General features: G+C 65.6%; 19 protein-coding genes. All 19 read right to left on the bottom strand.

All coding sequences use genetic code 11. The features are described 5' to 3' along the window. Window positions 1-293: acyl-CoA dehydrogenase family protein (locus VGL40_14365; GenBank protein ID HEY3316445.1), on the bottom strand; the 293-nt coding region annotated here is incomplete at its 3' end. A 24-nt stretch (window positions 294-317) separates the two neighbouring features. Continuing rightward, entirely contained in the window at window positions 318-977 is a 660-nt protein-coding gene (locus tag VGL40_14370; protein HEY3316446.1) for a cyclase family protein, read from the bottom strand. A 54-nt stretch (window positions 978-1,031) separates the two neighbouring features. After that, a complete protein-coding gene (ilvD, locus tag VGL40_14375; GenBank protein HEY3316447.1) occupies window positions 1,032-2,711 on the bottom strand; it encodes a dihydroxy-acid dehydratase in 1,680 nt (559 codons plus the stop codon). A gap of 69 nt (window positions 2,712-2,780) precedes the next feature. Continuing rightward, complete coding sequence (locus VGL40_14380; GenBank protein HEY3316448.1) at window positions 2,781-3,830, bottom strand: alcohol dehydrogenase catalytic domain-containing protein; 1,050 nt, start codon at window positions 3,828-3,830, stop codon at window positions 2,781-2,783. Then, window positions 3,820-5,052 (bottom strand): DUF362 domain-containing protein, encoded by a 1,233-nt coding sequence (locus VGL40_14385; GenBank protein ID HEY3316449.1) that lies wholly within the window; start codon window positions 5,050-5,052, stop codon window positions 3,820-3,822. The genes VGL40_14380 and VGL40_14385 overlap by 11 nt, the downstream gene beginning before the upstream one ends. Continuing rightward, window positions 5,049-5,522, bottom strand: a complete 474-nt coding sequence (locus VGL40_14390) for a cupin domain-containing protein (protein ID HEY3316450.1) — start codon at window positions 5,520-5,522, stop codon at window positions 5,049-5,051. The genes VGL40_14385 and VGL40_14390 overlap by 4 nt, the downstream gene beginning before the upstream one ends. Before the next feature lie 75 nt (window positions 5,523-5,597). Continuing rightward, the gene (locus VGL40_14395) at window positions 5,598-6,833 is read right to left on the bottom strand and encodes a pyruvate carboxyltransferase (protein HEY3316451.1); all 1,236 of its coding nucleotides are present in this window, start codon (window positions 6,831-6,833) and stop codon (window positions 5,598-5,600) included. Window positions 6,834-6,891: 58 nt separating this feature from the next. Then, window positions 6,892-8,046 carry a 4Fe-4S binding protein gene (locus tag VGL40_14400; protein ID HEY3316452.1) on the bottom strand — a complete coding sequence of 385 codons (1,155 nt, stop codon included), beginning with the start codon at window positions 8,044-8,046 and terminating at the stop codon, window positions 6,892-6,894. 53 nt (window positions 8,047-8,099) lie between these two features. After that, the gene (locus VGL40_14405) at window positions 8,100-8,813 is read right to left on the bottom strand and encodes an ABC transporter ATP-binding protein (protein HEY3316453.1); all 714 of its coding nucleotides are present in this window, start codon (window positions 8,811-8,813) and stop codon (window positions 8,100-8,102) included. Next, window positions 8,813-9,598, bottom strand: a complete 786-nt coding sequence (locus VGL40_14410; GenBank protein ID HEY3316454.1) for an ABC transporter ATP-binding protein — start codon at window positions 9,596-9,598, stop codon at window positions 8,813-8,815. The genes VGL40_14405 and VGL40_14410 overlap by 1 nt, the downstream gene beginning before the upstream one ends. Further along, window positions 9,591-10,502, bottom strand: a complete 912-nt coding sequence (locus VGL40_14415; protein HEY3316455.1) for a branched-chain amino acid ABC transporter permease — start codon at window positions 10,500-10,502, stop codon at window positions 9,591-9,593. Before VGL40_14415 ends, VGL40_14410 begins: the two co-directional genes overlap by 8 nt. A gap of 43 nt (window positions 10,503-10,545) precedes the next feature. Beyond that, entirely contained in the window at window positions 10,546-11,424 is an 879-nt protein-coding gene (locus VGL40_14420) for a branched-chain amino acid ABC transporter permease (GenBank protein HEY3316456.1), read from the bottom strand. Between the two features lie 92 nt (window positions 11,425-11,516). Next, entirely contained in the window at window positions 11,517-12,695 is a 1,179-nt protein-coding gene (locus VGL40_14425; GenBank protein HEY3316457.1) for an ABC transporter substrate-binding protein, read from the bottom strand. A gap of 398 nt (window positions 12,696-13,093) precedes the next feature. Then, window positions 13,094-14,512: a sigma 54-interacting transcriptional regulator gene (locus VGL40_14430; GenBank protein ID HEY3316458.1), complete on the bottom strand. Its 1,419-nt coding sequence runs from the start codon at window positions 14,510-14,512 to the stop codon at window positions 13,094-13,096. Window positions 14,513-14,715: 203 nt separating this feature from the next. Continuing rightward, a complete protein-coding gene (locus VGL40_14435; GenBank protein ID HEY3316459.1) occupies window positions 14,716-15,867 on the bottom strand; it encodes an ABC transporter permease in 1,152 nt (383 codons plus the stop codon). Then, window positions 15,864-16,601, bottom strand: coding sequence for an ABC transporter ATP-binding protein (locus VGL40_14440; GenBank protein ID HEY3316460.1), 738 nt, complete (start codon window positions 16,599-16,601; stop codon window positions 15,864-15,866). The genes VGL40_14435 and VGL40_14440 overlap by 4 nt, the downstream gene beginning before the upstream one ends. Before the next feature lies 1 nt (window position 16,602). After that, the gene (locus VGL40_14445) at window positions 16,603-17,217 is read right to left on the bottom strand and encodes a TetR/AcrR family transcriptional regulator (GenBank protein HEY3316461.1); all 615 of its coding nucleotides are present in this window, start codon (window positions 17,215-17,217) and stop codon (window positions 16,603-16,605) included. A gap of 86 nt (window positions 17,218-17,303) precedes the next feature. Further along, the gene (locus VGL40_14450) at window positions 17,304-18,044 is read right to left on the bottom strand and encodes a DUF72 domain-containing protein (GenBank protein HEY3316462.1); all 741 of its coding nucleotides are present in this window, start codon (window positions 18,042-18,044) and stop codon (window positions 17,304-17,306) included. A gap of 49 nt (window positions 18,045-18,093) precedes the next feature. Continuing rightward, window positions 18,094-18,802, bottom strand: a 709-nt coding sequence (locus tag VGL40_14455; protein ID HEY3316463.1) for an EamA family transporter, incomplete at its 5' end; no start/stop codon positions are given.

Consider the following 18,802-nt stretch of genomic DNA (forward strand, 5'->3'; position numbering starts at 1 on the left):
CCCCTCGGCTCGACGCCCAGCTGGAAGACTTGGAGGGCCATGGCCACGGCGGCCGACACCCGGCCGATCTCCTCAAGGAGGATCAGCCGGGCCACATAACCCAGCCCGAGCCCACCGTACTGGGTCGGGACGGTCACTCCAAAGAAGCCCGCTTCGGCCATGGGTTTGACCAGTTCCATCGGAAACTGACCGGTCTTCTCCATCTCGGCCACCCTGGGTTCGATCTCCGTCTCGGCGAACTCACGGGCGGCTCGTCGCAACATCTCCTGTTCCTGGCCGAACTGAAAATCCATCTTCCTCCCATCCCTCCTGGCGGTCTATTCTTCCACAACGACCACCCGGGCAGGCGAGGCTTCCAGCCCCTTGAAGCGGAGGGGTAGAGCGTACATTTCGACTTGTGGTTTGGCGATGGTGAGGACGTTGGTTAGGTATTCAATGATGATCACGCCGTTGCCCAGGAGGACTTTGTGAACCGGGAATGTGGCGTCGCCGGGCTTGTCGGTCTGGAAGTCGAGGGCCACGAGGACGAAGCCTTGATCGACCAACCACCCGGCGGCATCGGGCGTGAGATACGGCGAGACCTGGAAGTAATCGTCGTTGCCCCAGCACCGATCGGTGTACCCGGTACGGATGATCGCCCGGTTCCCCTTCTTGATCGGCTTGGGGCACGCCCCTTCCAGGTCGGCCGCGGTGATCGGCTCGAGGTTTCCCTTGCCGTACATGTCGATGACCGTCGTCGGCCCGCACAATACGTCCAAGGGCACCTGCTCGATCGTCCCGCGCTCGTAAAAGAAGTGTTTCGGCGCGTCGACATGAGTTCCTGCATGCATGAAAACAAGAGCCTTGCTGGCGGTCCGCCCGGCGGGACACTGGGCGGGCGTCAGGACGGCCTCGAACTTCGGCTTGGGATACCAGGGGACCGGGAAAACGGGCATCCCCTCAGTCAGGTCGAGGGTCAAGTCGATGATCTTCTTCAAAGTCTGCTCCCCCTTGAGAAGGATGATGCGGCGTGGCATGGCGCGCCGGGGTCTTCAGGCAAGCTTGGCGCCGCGATTGGCCGGACCGGCGACCCTGGCGTACAGGCCGAGGATGCCCGGGGGGACGGGGCGCGGATTGGGGACGGCCGGGCGGGCCAGCACGATGTCGGCGTTGGCCACGTCCAGGCGGCGGCTCGGCAGGTCGATGGAGATGATGTCACCGTCGCGCAGTTTCGCCAGCGGGCCTCCGACGGCGGCCTCCGGGGTGATCTGGCAGACTCCGAGGCCGCGGGCGAAGCCGGAGAAGCGACCGTCGGTGATCACCCCGACCTTCCCCTCCAGCCCCTTGCCGACAATGGCCGCCAGGACGGCGTAGGTGTCCGGCATGCCCGGGGCCCCGCGGGGACCGACGAAGCGGACCACGACGACCTCGCCCGGCTTGACCTGGTCGCTCTGAACGGCCGCCAGGGCCTCCTCCTGCGAGTCGTAGACCCGGGCCGGTCCTTCGGGGTGAAGGATGGTATTGTCGAGGCGTCGGGCCACCGAGCCGACAGGGGCGATCGAGCCGTGAAGGACGGTCAGTCCGCCCGTCGTGTAAACCGGGTTGTGTCGCCGGCGGATGACCTCATCGTTGCGCCCGCCCGGCGGCTCCTTGGCCGCGTATTCATCGAGGATGCCGCCGGCAGTCTTCCCGGCGACCGTCGGGACCTGGAGGTTGAGTCGATCCCTGATCTCGCGCATCAGCGCCGGGAGGCCGCCGTGGGCGTGAAAGTCGGTCACGAAATACGGCCCGTTGGGCTTGACGTTGGCCAGGCACGGCGTGTTCTGGCTGGCCCGCTCGAAGGTCTCGAGGTCGATCTGGTCGCCCAGGCCGAGCTCGTCGGCCAGGGCCAGGATATGGAGGACGGCATTGGTCGACCCGCCCAGGGCCATCAGCGTGTGGATCATGTTGGCAAGGGTCTCGCCGGTCAGGATCTGGCGCGGGCTGAGGCCCTCGTGGACCATCTCGACGACGCGGCGACCGGATTCCTTGGCGATCCTCAGACGCTCGCCGCTGAAGGCCGGAGCCGTGCCGGCCATCGGCAGGGCCAGCCCCGATGCCTCGGTGAGGCACTGCATCGTATTAGCCGTCCCGAGGATGGGGCAGGCCCCATCGGTCGGGCAGACGGCGTCCTCGAGCTTGAGGACGTCCTCGGGCGAGACGCGGCCGGCCGGAAGGGCCCCGAAGATGAGTTCGTCGAGGTCGGACAGGACCACCGGCCGGCCGGCCGAGTAGCCGGGGGACATCGTCCCGCCGGGGACGATCACCGCCGGCAGGTTCAAACGGGCCAGGGCCAAAAACGCCCCGGGGGCCGTCTTGTCGCAGGCGATGACGGCGACCACGCCGTCGAACATCTGGGTCTCGACGATGGTCTCGATGTCGAAGGCCAGGACGTCCCGGGCGGCCAGGTCGAAGTTGATCCCCCGCAGCCCCAGCACAGGGGTGGCACACTGGGAGATGGCCCCGAACTCGAAGGGGCAACCACCGGCCTGCCAGATGCCGGCCTTGACCTGTTCGACCACGCTGCGCAGGTGATGGTGCCCCGGGCAGACCTCGCTGAAGGTGTTGACCACGGCGATGAGGGGGCGCGACAGATCCCTGTCGGTATAGCCCATCGCCTTGTAGACGGCTCGCCGGTGGGTCCCGGCGGCGCCGGTGAAGTACTCCTGGGTCGGCCATTTGGCCTCGGCCAAGACGAATCTCTCCTTCCTGGTGGGCGGTCTGGGTCGAGGCGAGAGCCGCCTCCATCCGGACCTCTGGACTCAGGGCTCGACGATGACCTTGACCGCCAAGAGGTCGCGATCGACCGCGGCGGCAAACGCCCGATCAATCTCCGACAAGGGGAATCGATGGGTGATCAGCCGGGCCAGATCCACCGTCCGCTTGCGGGCGAGGCCGATGGCCGTCGGGAAGTCCCAACAGTACCCGGTGGACCCCAAGAGGCCGATCTCCCGGGAGACGAAGATGGGCGCCTCCAGGGTGACCTGCGGGTTCTCGAAGATCCCGATCAGGGTGGCGATGCCGCCCTTGCGGAGGGCCATCAACGACGAGACCAGGGTCCCCTGAGCCCCTACTGCCTCGAAGGTCCGCGAGACCCCGAGCCCGCCGGTGGCCTGGCGGATGTACTCGACCGGTTCCTCCAACCGGGCGTCGATGACCTCGGTCGCCTCGAGTGAGGCGGCCATGGCCAGACGGTCCTGGCGGATGTCGACCATGAAGATCCGTTCAGCCCCGGCGGCCTTGCAGACGGCGAGGGTCAGAAGGCCGATGGGACCGGCCCCGAAAATGGCCACGCTGTCCCCCAGTCCCACGCCGGCCCGGCGGGTGGCGTGGGTGGCCACGGCCAGTGGCTCGACGAGCGCCCCTTCGGCGTACGAGAGCTCGGTCGGGAGGTGATGAACCCATTGCTCCGCGGCCACGTAGTACTCAGCCAGGCCGCTTCGACCCATGCGGTAACCGTACTTGATGTTCTGGCACCGGTTGTACTCGCCGAGCCGGCAGTAGTGGCAGGTCCCGCAGGGGATGATCGGCTCGACCAGGACCCGGTCGCCCAGCTTGAACCGGGTCACGGCGCTCCCCCGCTCGACGACGTCACCGGCCAGCTCGTGGCCGACGGCCGACGGCAGTTTGGCGTCGGGGTGTTTGCCTCGGTAGAGGTGGAGGTCACTGCCGCAGATGGCCGAAGCCTTGACCTCGATGAGGACTTCGTCCGCGCCCAGGGAGGGCCGTGGCAGCGCCTTCAGATCGACCCGGCCCGGCGCCGTGATCTCGGCCGCGCGATAGGTGTTGGTTGAACGCTGGCTACTGGCCATCTTCCTCGTCCTCCACGATGAAGTCGTCTTTCGTCCCGAAAAGACGGGGCTTGCCGGCCAGTTCCCGAATCTCGTCGGTGATCAGGAAGATCTGCGGCGGGCAGCCTGGCACCCATCGTCCCTGACCCTTCCGACCGGCGTTCTTCAAGCACTTCCCGATCAGGATATTGCGGCTCGGGTCCTGCCCATCCTCGGCCGAGACGGCGGCGTCCGGGCCGATGAAGAACCGGACATACGGCAGGAGAGCCAGGACCTCGGTCTGTTGCGCCCGGTCGAGGGCGATGCGGAGCCCCTCGCGGCAACCGGTGCAGGCCTTGCCGTCGACGATGCAGACATTGTCGGGGTGAGTGAAGGGAAAGACCGCCCGTTTGAACGGCCGGGCCAGGTCGCCGACCCGCTCCCCGACCACCTGGATGTCCTCCTCGGGCACGCCCTGGCCGAGTTCGAGGGCCTTCCTGACCGTCTCGACCTCGTCGGGGGCGAAGCCCATCAGGCGACCGGCCACCAGGTCCACGGCGGCGCAGTCGGTCCCGGCCATGATCACCCCGAAGTTGGCCGGGGTGCCGCCGACCGGGCCATCGCCCTCCATCGCCACCGTGCCGTCGGCCACGATCAAGTCGGGCTTGAGCACGCGGTTGAGGTCCACGATGGCCTCGACCAGGCCGCGGTTGTGGAAGCGCTTCTTCTCCTGAGCCGGCATGGTCCCCTTGAGGTTCTTCATGGCCACGGTGATCCCGACCCCGGCATGGGTCTTCATCACCGGGACGTCGACCAGGAAGTCGGAGGAAAGGACGGTTCGGGCGATCCGGATCCTCTTGAGCAGGGTGGCCCCGGGCACGTCGACGGAGTCGAAGACGTCGTCATTCAGGTCGACCAGCCGGGCCCGGTGACGGTCGGCCACTTCCCGCAGACCGAGACGTTTGAAGGCCTTCTTCGTGTCGAGCCCGACGGCGATGGCCTCCCCGACGATGAGATCGGCGGTGGGGTTGACCTCTCGCATGACTTCGAGGACGGCCCCGATCACCAGGGTGCTGGTGACGATCCCGGTCTCCCACCCGACGTCGTCGGCGGTGAGGTTCGGTTTGACCAGGATCCGCCGCGCCCTGGCGGCCTTCTCCCGCCAGCCGACGAGCAGGCCGACGGCCCGCCTGACCGATTCGGCGACCCCCTCCGGTGAAAAGGCGTCGGCCGCCCGGGTGACGGCGACGATGGAACGGCTCATCGGACCTCACCGGTTCCCGCTTTGGGCGGCCGGGCCACCGGCCGGGCCACCGCGGCGGGCGACAAGACCCGGCCCGGGACTCCCGGGGCGAGGAGGAAGATCATCTCCAGGCCGTCCTTCCCGACCCAGGCCACGCAATGGGTGACCCGCTCCGGGACGCAGGCGACCACGCCCGGTTTGAGGACGTAGCGGTCCTCGCCGGCCAGCAGCTCGCCCTCGCCGGAGAGGACGTAAAACATCTCTTCCCAAGACTCGTGGGCGTGCGGCCGGCCCGAGCCGCCGGCCGGCCAGTGGGCCCGGCCGATGGTCAACTTGGCCGAGCCGCCACCCTCCGGGTCCATGATGACCTGCATCACCTGGGCCCCCAGGGGGACCATCGGGGCGTCCGCCTCCGAGGCGATGAACGGCACGCCGCCCGTGACCGGACCCGGTGAACGCACCCTGGCTTTCCGCGTCAGTGGTTCGTCCATGGCTCTCGCCCTCTTTCCCAGTTCTTCGTCGATGGACCCGGCGCGGACGCCGCCGGCGGTTGCCGGCGCGGCGCGTTACCTCCCGGCTTCCTTGCCGCAGACCTTGTCGACGATGACCCGGAAGTCATACTCGTTCAGAAGGCCGCCCTTTTCGTACGAGCGCTGCTTGATCAGGGGAACCATGGCCAGGACCTGCTGGTCGTCGGCGGTCCGGCCGATCTTGTCCAGCCAGATCTTGACCGACTCGGTCCCGCTGTGCTTGCCCAGGACGCATTCGACGGGGGCGTTGCCGAACATGGCCGGGTCATAGGGGACGTACTCGAGCATGTCCTTGGCGCCGCAGGCCCGAATCCAGCCGGAGACGATGCCCGACTCGAGGTTGAGGACGGTGTCGCCGATCAGGCCGCGATTGGTCCGCTGTTGCATCTTGGCGGCTCGGAGGACGAACCTGGAGAGGTCGACCATCTTCTCGGTCTTGATCCCGGTGTCGATCCCGTACATCATCAGGAGGGCCGAGGCGACTTCTTCGTAAGCCGCGTTGCCGGCGCGTTCGCCGACATTGGAGACGGTGGTGTGGGCGACCTCGCAGCCCGAGGCCAGGGCCATGATGGTGTTCGCCCCGGCGAAGCCGAAGTCGTCGTGGAAGTGAGCCTCGAGGGGCACGTTGACCCGCGACCGGACCTTGCCCACCAGCCAGGGCACGGCGTGCGGGGAGAGGGTGCCGAAGGTGTCGACGATCGCCAGGGCGTCCATATGGCCGTGCTTGGCGACATTCTCGACGAGGTCGAGGACCCAGTCGATGTTCGCCCGGCTCTCGTCGATCAGGAAGAAGACCGTATAGAGGCCCAGTTCGTGGGCTCTGGCGGTGGCCTTTATCGAGAGGTCCATGGCCTTCTCCAGCGGCCATTGGTAGGCTTTCTGAATGAGGTGGTCGGACGAGGGGATCTCGACGACCACGCCGTCGACGCCGCAGTCGGCGGCCCGGTTGACGTCATCGATGACGCAGCCGGCGAAGGAGAAGACTTTTGGCCCGAACTTCCGCTTGACGATTTCCTTGATCGCGTTCTCGTCCTGCGGGGAGACCGCCGGCATGCCGGCCTCGATGCGGTGGACGCCGGCCTCGGCCAGCCGTTCGGCGATGCGGAGCTTGTCGTCGACGTCGAAGACCAGGGCCGCCTGCTGTTCTCCGTCACGCAGGGTGACGTCGTGGAACTGGATCCGCTTCGGGAACTTGAACCCCTTGACCACCTCGGGTTCGAAGTTGTACGGACTAAGGAACCAACGGTCAGTATGCCAGGGCGTGTTCGCCATTTCGGAGTCGTCCTCCTTGAGAGCGGGTTTGGGGACCGGTCCTCGCCGTCGACGCCGGCTAGCCGCGGGGGACCATCGCGATGCAGTTCTGTGGGCACAGCTGCGGGCACAGGCCACACCCATCGCACTTCTCCCCGACCCGATAGGTCTTGCCGTCATGGCCGATGGCAAAGTAGATGCAGACGCGCTCGCACAGGCCGCACCCGTTGCACTTGGCCTCGTCGATCCTGGCGCGGACGGTCTTCTCCCGGGCGACCTGGGCCATCGTCTTGACCTTGCGGTTGACGGCCCCGCGGAAATCGCCCAGGGTGGCGTAACCGTGCCTATCCATCCACTCACCGAGCTCGCGGTTCAACCGGTCGATGACCTCGTAGCCCTGCATGATGATGGCCATCGCCGTCTGGATGGTGGTCGAGCCGGCGAGGACGTACTTGACCACATCCTCGCCGTTCAGGACCCCGCCGCACCCGCTGATGGGGATGGAGAGGCCCGGATGGACCAGGTTGATCCAGTAAAGCGCGTAGTGGATGGCCCACGGGCCGCCGTGCCCGGCGGTGCCGCCGTGCAGAACCGCCTCTTCCGTGTTGACGTCGATGTCCAGACCGGGGAAGCGGCTGAACATGGTCACCGCGTCGGCCCCGGCCTCCTGGGCGAGTCTGGCCACCACGGCCGGATCGGACATCTGCGGGGTCATCTTGGCGATGATCGGGATCCCAAGGGTCCTCTTCATCAGCCGGACGTTGTGGTCGATGACCTCGGCGATGTGGTTGGTCTGGTGCAGGACGATGGCTCCGTGGGGGCAGGACAGGTTCAGCTCCAGGGCGTCGGCCCCGGCTTCCTCGACCATCCGGCCCCACTTGACCCAGGTCTCGTCATCGAGTCCGCCGATGCTGGCGATGATTGGGATCTCCAGAGACCGCTTGGCCTTGCGAATCTCCTCGCAGTAGGCCTCGATGCCGTACTCGTAACCCTGCTCGTAAGAGTAGAGGGTGGTCGACCGGTTGGTCCCCGCCTTCCGCTGGATGATCGCGAAGCGCGGGGTCGGGGAGTTGGCCATCAGGGGTTCCTGGAAGGCGGTCTTCATGATCACCGACCCGACCCCGTGGTCTTGGGCCCGCTTCAGCCGCTCGGCGTTGCCGGTGATCCCGGCGGAAGCGGCCATGATCGGGCTCCTGAGCTTCAAACCGAGGAACTCGACAGAGAGGTCTGCCAACGTGCTTGCCTCCTTGACCTTGGTATCTGGCGCGGTGGGTGAGGTTCGGGCGATCAGGCGCCCGACGCCTGGCCCCCCAGGTAGGCCGCTTCGACCTTGGGGTTTCGGGCCAGTTCGGCGCCGGTCCCCTGGAGGGCGATGTGGCCGTTCTCGAGGACATAGGCGTGGTCGGCCACGGCCAGGGCCTTGCGGGCGTTCTGCTCGACCAGGATGATCGTCACGCCCCGCTGGTTGATCTCCCGGATCAGCTCGAAGACCTGCTTGACGATCTTCGGGGCCAGGCCCAGCGAGGGTTCATCGAGGAGCATGATCCGCGGCGACGACATCATCCCGCGCCCGATGGCCAGCATCTGCTGCTCGCCGCCGGAGAGGGTCCCGGCGGCTTGGCCGGCCCGCTGCTTCAGGATGGGGAACATCTCGTAGACCAACTGGCGAACCTTGGCCGACTCGGTCCGCTTGGCCAGGTAGCCCCCCATCGTCAGGTTCTCGTCCACGCTCAGTGAGGAGAAGACCTTCCGCCCCTCCGGCACCTGGACGATACCGGCGGCGACGGTCAAATGGGCGGCCGACGGCAGCGGCTTGCCGTCCAAGAGGATCTGGCCACTCCTCGGGTGGACGATTCCGGAGATGGTGTTCAGGAGGGTCGTCTTGCCCGCCCCGTTGGAACCGATGACGCTGACGACCTTCCCGCCGGGGACGGTCAGGTTCAGGTCGTGCAGGGCCTCGATCTTGCCATAGGCCACGTGGAGGTCCTTGACCTCGAGCATCATTCGAACTCCTCCCCGAGGTAGGCCTTGATCACGACGGGATCCTTGCGGATCTGTTCCGGCGTGCCCTGGCCGATGGTCCGTCCGAAGTCCTGAACGTAGATCCAATGGCAGAGACGCATGACCACTTCCATTCGGTGCTCGATGAGGATGATCGACAGGTCGAGCTCGCCGAAGAGCTCTTGGATCAGCTCGACGAAGGCGCGGACCTCGGCCGGGTTCAGGCCGGCCGCCGGCTCATCGAGCAGCAGCAGCCTGGGCTCTCCGGCCAGGGCCCGGGCCAGTTCCACCCGACGCTGCAGGCCGTAGGGAAGGCTGCCGGCGAATTCCCCGCCGTGCTTGGCCAGACCCACCCGATCCAGCCAGTGAAGGGCCTTCTCCTCGACTTCCTTCTCCTTCGCGGCGACCCCCTTCAACCCGATCATCGCCTGCAGCATCCCGTACTTGGCCTGCCAGCTGAAGGCGATCTTGACGTTATCGAGGACGCTCATATCGGCGAAGAGCCTGATGTTCTGGAAGGTCCGGGTCATCCCCCGGCGGCCGATCTCGTAGGATCTCTTCCCGGCGATGTTCTGGCCCTGAAAGATGATCTCTCCACTGTTGCAGGGGTAGACGCCGGACAGGAGGTTGAGGATGGTGGTCTTCCCCGCCCCGTTCGGGCCGATTATCCCGACCAGGCGGTTACGGTCCACGACGGCGTTGAAGTCGTCGACGGCATGGACGCCGCCGAACCGCTTACCGAGGCCCTTCACCTCGAGTAAGGACGTTTGCCGCTTCTCAGGCATTGGCCTGAGCGCCTCCCTTCGCCGCCTCGGGCTTGCCCCGCCCGGAGCCGCCGCCCGCGCCCGGTCGCCGCTTGAGCCCAAGGGTCTCCAAGGACAACTCCCATCGACCGAAGAGTCCCGCCGGTCGGAAGTTGATAATCAGCAGGATGATGAGGCAATAGATGGCGACCCGCCATTGCGAGGCGAACCGCAGCACCTCCGGCAGGGCCGAGAGGGTGGCCGCCCCGATGATCACCCCGGTGAGGCTGTCGCGCCCACCGAAGAAGACCATGATGATCCAGATGGCCGACTGCATCCAGCCAAACATGGCCGGCTCGACATAAGTCGTGAAGAAAGCCATCAGGGCCCCGGCGAAGGCCGACAGACCGGCGCCGAGCAGAAAGACCTTCAGTTTGTGGTCGAAGGCGTTGATCCCCATGACCTCGGCGGCCAACTCGTCCGTCCGAATGGCCAGGCAGTCCCGGCCGAACTTGGAGTAGCGAACGTTGCGGACCAGCCAGACCGCGACAATCAGGGAGACCACCGCCAGCCAGGGCGTGGTCAGCTTGGGGACCCCGGCGAAGCCCATGGCCCCGCCGGTCCACTTGACCGACTCATTCATCACCGCCCGGGCGGCCTCACCGAAGCCGAAGGTGGCCAGGGCAAAGAAATCCTGACGGATCTTCAGGGTGGTGGACCCGATAAAGTAGCCGACCCCGATGGCCACCAAGACGGCCAGGACCACGGCCAGCGGGAAGGGCACGTGGAAGGTGACCACGGCTAGGGCCGAGACGTAGGCGCCGAGGCCCATGAAGGCCGCCTGACCCAGCGAGAAAAGGCCCGTCAGGCCGGTCAGGACGAAGGTCCCGAGCACCCCGATAATGGTGATGGCGGTGAAAACCCCTACCGTGACATAGTAAGACACGCTATCCACCTCAAGTGTGGTTGCTCAGATGGGGTCTTTCCGGTCAGGCCTTTTCCTTGAAGCTGACGCCGGCGAAGCCCTGTGGGCGAACCAGCAGGAAGACGACCATGATGACGAAGATGACCGCCGGCGAGAGCCCGGCGCCCATCACCGAGATCAGCAGGACCTCAACGATGCCAAGGGCCAGAGCACCCATCGCCGCGCCGGTCAGGCTGCCGAGGCCGCCGAGGACCGAGGCGATGAATCCCTTGACCACGAGTTGCCCGATCTGTGGGTAGAGCGTGTAGGCCATCCCCAGGAGCACGCCCGACAGGCCGGCCAACAGGCCGGAGACGAAGAAGGTGGCGGTGACGATGAAATCTACGTTCACGCCCATCAGGTTGGTGGTGGTGAGGTCGTTCGAAGCCGCCCGGATGGCGATGCCGACCCTGGTGTACCGGAGGGCCCAGGCCAGGGTGCCGAAGGCGAGCGCCGCGCAGACCATCATCAGGATGTAGAGGATCGAGATGCTGACCCCGCCCACCGTGAAGTAGGTCGTCTTGATCAGCGCCGGGTAGGTGAAGAACGAGGCCCCGAAGAAGATGACCAGCACCTGCTCGAGAAGCATCAGCATGGTCACTGAGGTGACGAAGAAATAGACCAATTGGCCGCGCTTCTTCCGGATCGACCGGAAGGCAAGGACCTCGACGACGCAGGCCACAAGGCCGCCCGCCAGGGTGCCCAGGAGCAGCGTCGGAATGAGGGGCAAGTGGAGGTAGAGGGCCCCGAGGTAGCCGATGTAGGCGCTGATCCCGATGACCCCGCCGTGGGAGAAGTTGGAGAACTTAAGGACGTTGAAGACGAGGGCGAAGCCGACCGCGATCAAGGCGTAGACCGCCCCCAGCGAGATCCCGTTGACGACCTGCTGGATGACAACACTCAAGAAACCTGTTCCTCCCATAGGTGCTACCCTCTCCTAAAGAGGTCCGGAACCGGGGGCGAGGCCCGCCCCCGGTTCCGTGCCACATGGTGTCCTTACTGGGTCGGCTCGGTGTACTTCGTGAGCGTGGTCGGTTTGCCGCCCTTCATCTGGAGGATGACCATCGGCAGCCCGACCGGTCGATGGGTGTCCGACGAAATCGTCACGGAACCCTGGTAACCAGGAAAGGCCTTGGTCTTGTTCATCTCCTCGGCGACCATCTGCGAGGTGGCCTTCTTGTTGGCCGCGTAAGCCCGCTTGATCGCCTCGATCAGGGCGCCGTAGGCGTCCCAGCCGGAGTAGCTCTGGGCGATGGCGGCGTATCCGAACTTGGTCTGGTACTCGCCGGAGAACTGCTTCAGGTTGGCGGCGGCGGGATCGACGCCGTACGGGAAATAGACGCCCTCAGAGGCCTTGGGGTCGGTGTTGCTCGAGGTGGCAAAGGGGATGTAGGAGTTGTCTCCGAGGATGGTCGCCTTGATCCCGAGCTCGTAGGCCTGCTGCAGGGTGAGCGGGATCTCCTGCGGGTAGTTCGGCATGTAGATCGCTTCGGGCTTGGCGTTCTTGATCTTGGTCAACTGGGTCTTGTAGTCCTTGTCGGCGGTCAGGAAGGTCTCCTTATCGAGGATCGTCCCGCCGTGGGCAGTAACGTAGGCGATGAACGGTTCCGCCAGGGAGACCGAGTAGGCGTTCTGCTGGTTGTAGAGGATGGCGAACTTCGTCAGCTTCAGTTCCTTGATGGCGTACTCCGCGATGATCCGGGCCTGGGTGCCGGCAGAGTTCTGACCCAGGAACATATAGGCGTATGGCTTGCCGGTCTTCGCGTCGGTGGTCGCCTTCTCGTCCATGAAGAGGCCGACGATGGGGACCTTCTTCGTGTCGGAGATGGGCGCGAGGGCGATGCCCATGTTGGCGATGGGCGGACCGAGGACGGCCAGGACCTTGTCTTGATCAACCAAGCGGTTGTATGCGTTGATGGCTTCGTTGACTTCGGATTTGGTGTCGTAGCTGATGATCCGAACCTTTTTCCCGTTGATGCCACCGGCGGCGTTGAGCTTCTCCGTATACATCTGGGCGGCGTTGGTCATGGCCAAGCCAAAGGCCTTATTCGGGCCAGACAGGTCCTGGATGTTGCCGATCAGGATCTCACTTGACCCACTGCTGCACGCGGTGGCGAAGACGGCCACCGACGCCAGCATGACCACGGTCAGAAGCAGAGCTAGGCTCTTCCGCACCTTCCATCCTCCTCATTAGTCGACTTGCTTACGGTCACTTGCCTCTTGGTTCGTTCCGGAACGGAGCGAGTCAGGCAACCTTTGGATTCTGGGAGACCACCCCCTCGATTCCTGCGGCCAAGAGAAACCGACAAATCGGAACCAAACCAAGCCTGATGACCGAGGCGCGAGCAGTCGTGGGCTCTTGTGCCATCTTTCACATGTAGCAAGACCTATGCCACGGCACGGGAGAACAAGAAAGGCCGTCGCGGAGGGGCTTGTCCGCTCCTCCCCGCATCACCCTGTCCGCGGGTGTCGGTTCTGACCGACAGAGCCCGCTCGATGAGGCCGGAAACCGGGGCGCGTCTACCATTCAGCTGTTGTCTGGCTTCTCCGACATGTCGGTTCAGAGCGACGTCCTATCGCTTGGCAAGTCCGAATTGTCCCATTTTTTCATAGAGGGTCGAGCGGTGAATGCCGAGGCGACGGGCAGCTTTCACCTTGTTCCCCCCGGCCGCCTCGACGGCCTGGGTGATAGCCTCCCGTTCGGCCTTGGCGACCGCCTCGGCCAGGGTGCCTTCGAAGAAGGGACCGGCCTCGCCCCGGCCGGTCGCCGACCGGAGCGCGGGGGGGAGGTCTTCCAGGGCGATGACCTCCCCCTCGGCCAGGTTCACCGCCCGTTCGATGACGTTGAGGAGCTCACGGATGTTCCCCGGCCAGGCGTAAGCGCTGATGGCCGCCATGGCCGCCGGGGAGAAGTGCCTCAGAGGCACCTGGAGTTCATTGCAGACCTTGGCCATGTGCCTTTGGATGATCTCCGGGATGTCGCCGAGCCGTTCCCGGAGGGGCGGGACGACGATGGAAACGACGTTCAGCCGGTAGTAGAGGTCGGCCCGAAAGGTTCCTTCGGCCACCAGGGCCTTGAGGTCGCGATTGGTGGCGGCGATGACCCGGACGTCGACCGGGATCGGCTTGACCCCCCCGACCCGCTCGATCTCCCTTTCCTGCAGGGTCCTGAGGAGCTTGGCCTGCATACTGGGCGACATGTCCCCGACCTCGTCGAGGAAGATCGTCCCGTGCTCGGCCAGCTCGAATTTGCCCGGCTTGCCGCTCTTGACGGCCCCGGTGAAGGCCCCCGGTTCATAGCCGAAGAGCTCAGACTCCAGCAACTGCTCGGGGATGGCGGCGCAATTGACCTTGACGAAGGGACCGCGGGCCCGTCCCCCGACGCGGTGAATGGCATGGGCGAAGATCTCCTTCCCCACCCCGCTCTCGCCGAGGATGAGGACGGTGGAGTCGCCCCGCGCCGCCTTCAAGGCCACTTTCTTGGCCTCGCGGATGGCCTCGCTCTGCCCGTGGACGTCGTCCAGGGTGAAGCGAGCCCCCAGGATGTCCTGCAACTGCGTCTCGTAGAACTGGATCCGATCCTCGAGGAGGTTGAGCCGGCCGACCAGTCCCTTGATTTCTTCGGTGCGCTGGAAGACCAACTGCCCCAAGGCCCCGATGACCTTCCCGTTCAGCCGGATGGGGATCCGATGCCCCAGGATGTTCTGCCCTTTGATCCGCTGGACGACGGAGATCTCCGGGATCCCCGTCTGGGCGACCTGGTGGAGGCGCGTGTTGTCGATGATCTCGGTGACGTGCCGGCCGATCAGGTCCTGGGGTTCCTTGCCGAGGAAGTCGGCGTAGGCCCGGTTGATCATGATGATCCGGCCTTCCCGGTCGACCACGACGACGCCTTCGTACGAGCTGTCCATGACCGCTTCGAGGAACTGGCTCTTGGCCTGGGCCGCCTGCAGCTCGGCCTTGATGGGGTCTGGGCGGTGACGAGGGGCCATGCTAAATCTCCTCCCGCGGGCGCGAAGATTGCCTCGCCGTCTGCTTGACAGCCTCGCTCGTAGAAATGAAAAGGCCAGCATCCGGCGCTTGTCAGAGGATGACTTCGCCGGGTGCCGGTCCCTTTCCTTTCAAGTGTCGGCTGCAAACGACAGGTAATGTCGGATTCCTAAGACACTCTTGGGAGAATCTGCCTGCTCGTTGCTCAGGCCCCCCGCCTGGCGGTCATCGAACCGAGGATGGTGAAGAAGACGCAGAAACCGGCCAGGATGGCCAGGGACGGCCAGACGCTGAAGAGCCCGAAGCCTTTGACCATGACGTCCTTCATCGCCTGATTGGCGTAGGTCAGGGGCATGGCGTGGGCCAGCCCACGGAGGACCGGGGCCATGTCCTCCAGGGCAAAGAGCATCCCGGACAGGAGGACCTGCGGGATGATGACCAGCGGGATGAACTGAACCACCTGCAGCTCGTTCTTGGCGAAGGTGGACAGGAAGATCCCCAAGTTGACGGCGCCGATGGTCAGGATCACCTCAACCAGGAAGACCACGGCGACATTGCCGACGTAGTGGACCTTGAGGACATAGATGACGAACAAGAGGACGAGGGCCGACTGGACCAGTGAGAAGATGGTAAAACCGAGGGTGTAGCCGAGGATCATCTCGGCCGGCTTCATCGGTGAGGCGAACAGCCGGACCATCGTCCCCTGAGTCCGCTCACGGAGGAAGGACACCGAGGTCAACAGGAAGACGAAGAAGAAGGCGAAGAAGCCGATGAATGACGGGGCCATCAGGTCGATGGAGGTGAAATCGGCCCCCCCGTATAGGTACTCCGTTTCGACCACCGGCTTGACCGGCGCCGACGGGGCGACGGCGGCCGGCGCGGCGTTCGGGCCGGCCGATGGGATGGTCTGGGCCGGCCGCGGCACGGCCGGCAGGAGGGCCTGCACGATCCTTCCCGACATGGCCTCGGCCAGCCGGGTCAGGCCGGGGTTGGTCCCCTGGACGAGGACGTCGATCTTGGGCGCCCGCCCTTGAGCCATTGACGTCAGGACGTCCCCGGGGATGACGTAGGCGGCCTTGATGGTCCCGTCCTTGACCGCCTCTCGGTAGTCCGCCGAACCGAGATCGACCAGCTCGATCTGGCCGCCCTCGGCCAGGGTGGTCGAGGCCAACCTCTTGACCTCCGGGTTGGGGGAGACCACGGCGACCTTCGGCGTGGCCAGGGGCGACCGCAGCATCCAGACCAACAGCGAGAGGACGGCCACCGGGACGACGAAGATCAGGCCCATCGTCCGCTTGTCCCGGCCGAACTGCCGGACGATCCGCTTGACCACCGCCCAAACGACGATGAGGTTCACTTCTTGACTCCCTCCCCCTGCGCGTCGGCGAAGTACAGGAACGTCTCCTCGAGGGTCGTCCGGCCGGCCCGTTCTTTGAGGTCATCGGGACGGCCCATGGCCAAGAGCCGCCCCTGCCGGATGAGGGCCACCCGGTCGCACCTCTCCGCCTCGTCGAGGTGATGGGTGGAGATGATCAAGGACGCGCCCTGGCCGGCCAAGCCCTTGAAGTGCCGCCAAAAGGTGCGGCGCAATTCCGGGTCGACGCCGACGGTCGGTTCGTCCAGCAGCAGCAGGGGAGGTTGATGGACGAGGGCGATGGCCAGCGACAGCCGTTGCTTCATGCCCCCGCTGAAGGTCTCGACCGGCCGGCCGGCCGCCTCCCGCAGCTCAACAAGGCCGAGGACCTCATCGATCCGACGGCGGGCCTTCTTCCCCGTCAGGCCGTACAAGGCCGTGAAGAACTGCAGGTTCTCGGCCGCGGTCAGGTCGGCGTAGAGCGCCTCCTGCTGGGTCATGTAACCGATGCGCCGCGCCACCGAGCGGTCCGGCATCCGCCGCCCGAAGACCCTGGCTTCGCCCGAGGTCGGCGACACCAGACCGGCCAGGATCCGGATGAGGGTCGTCTTGCCCGAGCCGTTCGGTCCGATCAACCCGAAGGTCTGGCCCCGGGGGACCTCGAGGTCCAGGCGGTCGATGGCCCGAACCCGGCCGAAGCTCTTACTGAGCCCGACCACCTGCGCCGTCAACTCCATGTCACTTGCCCTCCTTGCGGACGATCCCGTAGAGGATCGCCTGAGATGCCGTCTTGACCAGTTCCTGGCGCGTCCCGGGGCCGAAATCGAGACCGAGGACGAAACGGGCGATGCCCGACAGGAGCAGCGGCCCCATCACCAGCATGGCCAGGAAGGTCAGGTTCATCGGCCGGATCCGCCCCCGCTTCACCTGCTCCTCAAGGTAGCCGGCGATCCCGGCGATGAGCCGGCCGGCGATTTCCTCGCGGATGATGGCGGTGAGTTCCGGGTGGTGTCCGGCCTCACTGAGGACGATCCGGAAGGCGTAGACGGCCACCCCTTCCTCGATTCCCCGAAGGTAATTGTCCATCAGTTCGGGGATGACTTCTTCCGGTGGGCGGTCGGGGTCGGCCACCTGAGCCATGATCTTCGGGATCGGGCTGCGCTCCCGAATCACCGCGCGGAAGAGATCTTCTTTATTCTTGAAGTACCAGTAGATCGTGCCGGGGGTGATCCCGGCCGCTTCGGCGATGCCCCGGCTGGTGGCCCCCCGATAGCCCTTCTCGGCGAAGACCTTCATGGCCGCCTCGATGATGGCGGCCCGCTTTTCGGGGAACATGGCCGGGGGGCGTGGCATCGGTCCTGGGTCACCTCGTTCCTCCTGGGGCTTGTCTTCCCTTAATCAAACGTTTAATCAAAGCATAAGACAAAGTCGTCGGCGCGTCAATAGGGCCCGCCCCCCACCAACCGCCCGAACTCGACCGCGTAATCGATGCCGCGAGCCTCTTCCTCGTGCTTGAAGTAAGCGCAGACGTCGGCCGAGCCAAGGAGTCCGGCGACGAAGTCAGCCCAAGTCCCTAGGTCGGCCGGCGAGTAATCCTGCCCTCTCAGCCTCAGGTAGGCAAACCCCGCTGAGCCGGTCAGATCGCGGGCGACTGCCTTGACCTCGGTCCCGGCCGGCATGCCCGTGCCGTCAGCCAGGCAGAGGGCGGCGCCGGCGGCGGCCAAGGCCTCGTAAGTCGATTCGTCGTACCAGGAGGCGTGGCGGAATTCGAAGGCCAGCCGCGGACCAGAAGGGCCAAGCGCGGCCAGGAAGGCCGCCAGACGGTCGTCGCGCTTGAGATAGGGTGGCAACTGGAAGAGGACCGCCCCGAGCCGGTCCCCCAGGAGCGACAGGCGGTCAAAGAAGTCGGCCGCCTCCCGCTCTGCCCCGGCGAGCCGCAGGCGGTGGGTGATCTTCGACCCGGCCTTGAAGGAAAAAGAAAAGCCGGAAGGCGTTTCCCCACGCCATCGGCCGAGCATGTCCGCCGTGGGAAACCGGTAGAAGGTCGAGTTTATCTCAACGCTGTTGAAGCGCTCAGCATAGAAGGCGAGCCGGCCCTGGCTGCTCGTCCCGGGTGGGTAAAAGGCCCCCACCCACTCATCGTAACTGAACCCCGAGGTCCCCAGGAAGAGCCGGCCCATGCCCACCTCCGCCGGATCGAAGCGCCCGGCGGAGCCTATTATGCCCGGTCTAGGCCCGACCGGCTGAACCCCGACCGAGCTCTATCCCCGCTCGGCCGCGGGCAGGAGGCGAGTTGACCGTCCAGATGCCGGCGACGATGGCCACGCCGCCGATGACCGTGAACGTATGGAGGCGCTCACCGAGGATGGCCATGGCCAGGATCGCCGTGACCAACGGTTCGAGGTAGACAGAGGTCGAGGCGACGCTGGCCGTGACCGACTGAAGGGCGTAGTACCACAGGGAATAGCCCACCGCGGTGCAGACGATCCCCAGATAGATCACAGCCACCCAGGTCCCCGGGGTGAGGTGGAACCCCGACCGCAGCCCACCGGTCCAGACCAAGGGCGGCACCATCATCGCCAGCCCGAGCAATGAGGCCCAGGCCGTGACGAAGAAAGCCGGCCTCGTCTCGATGGCCCGCTTCCCGAGGACGGTGTAACCGGCCCAGGCCAGCGTGTTGGCCAGGATGAAGAGGGCGCCGATCGCGTCGTTGCGGGAGGTGGCCAGGTCCAGCCGGCCCCGACTGACGACCAGCAGGGCTCCGATAAAGGCCCCGGCGATGCCGACCAGTTGCTTGCGGGCGAGTCGTTCACCCAGGACCCGCCGAGAGAAAAGGGTCGTCCAGATCGGACTCAAGGTGACCAGCAGGGAGACGTTGGTGGCCGTCGTGTAACTGACCCCGGTGTACTGGAGCCAGTAGAAGATGGTCACCCCCAGC

The sequence above is a fragment of the Bacillota bacterium genome (assembly GCA_036504675.1).
GTDB lineage: Bacteria > Bacillota > Sulfobacillia > JAJYWN01 > JAJZPE01 > DASXUT01.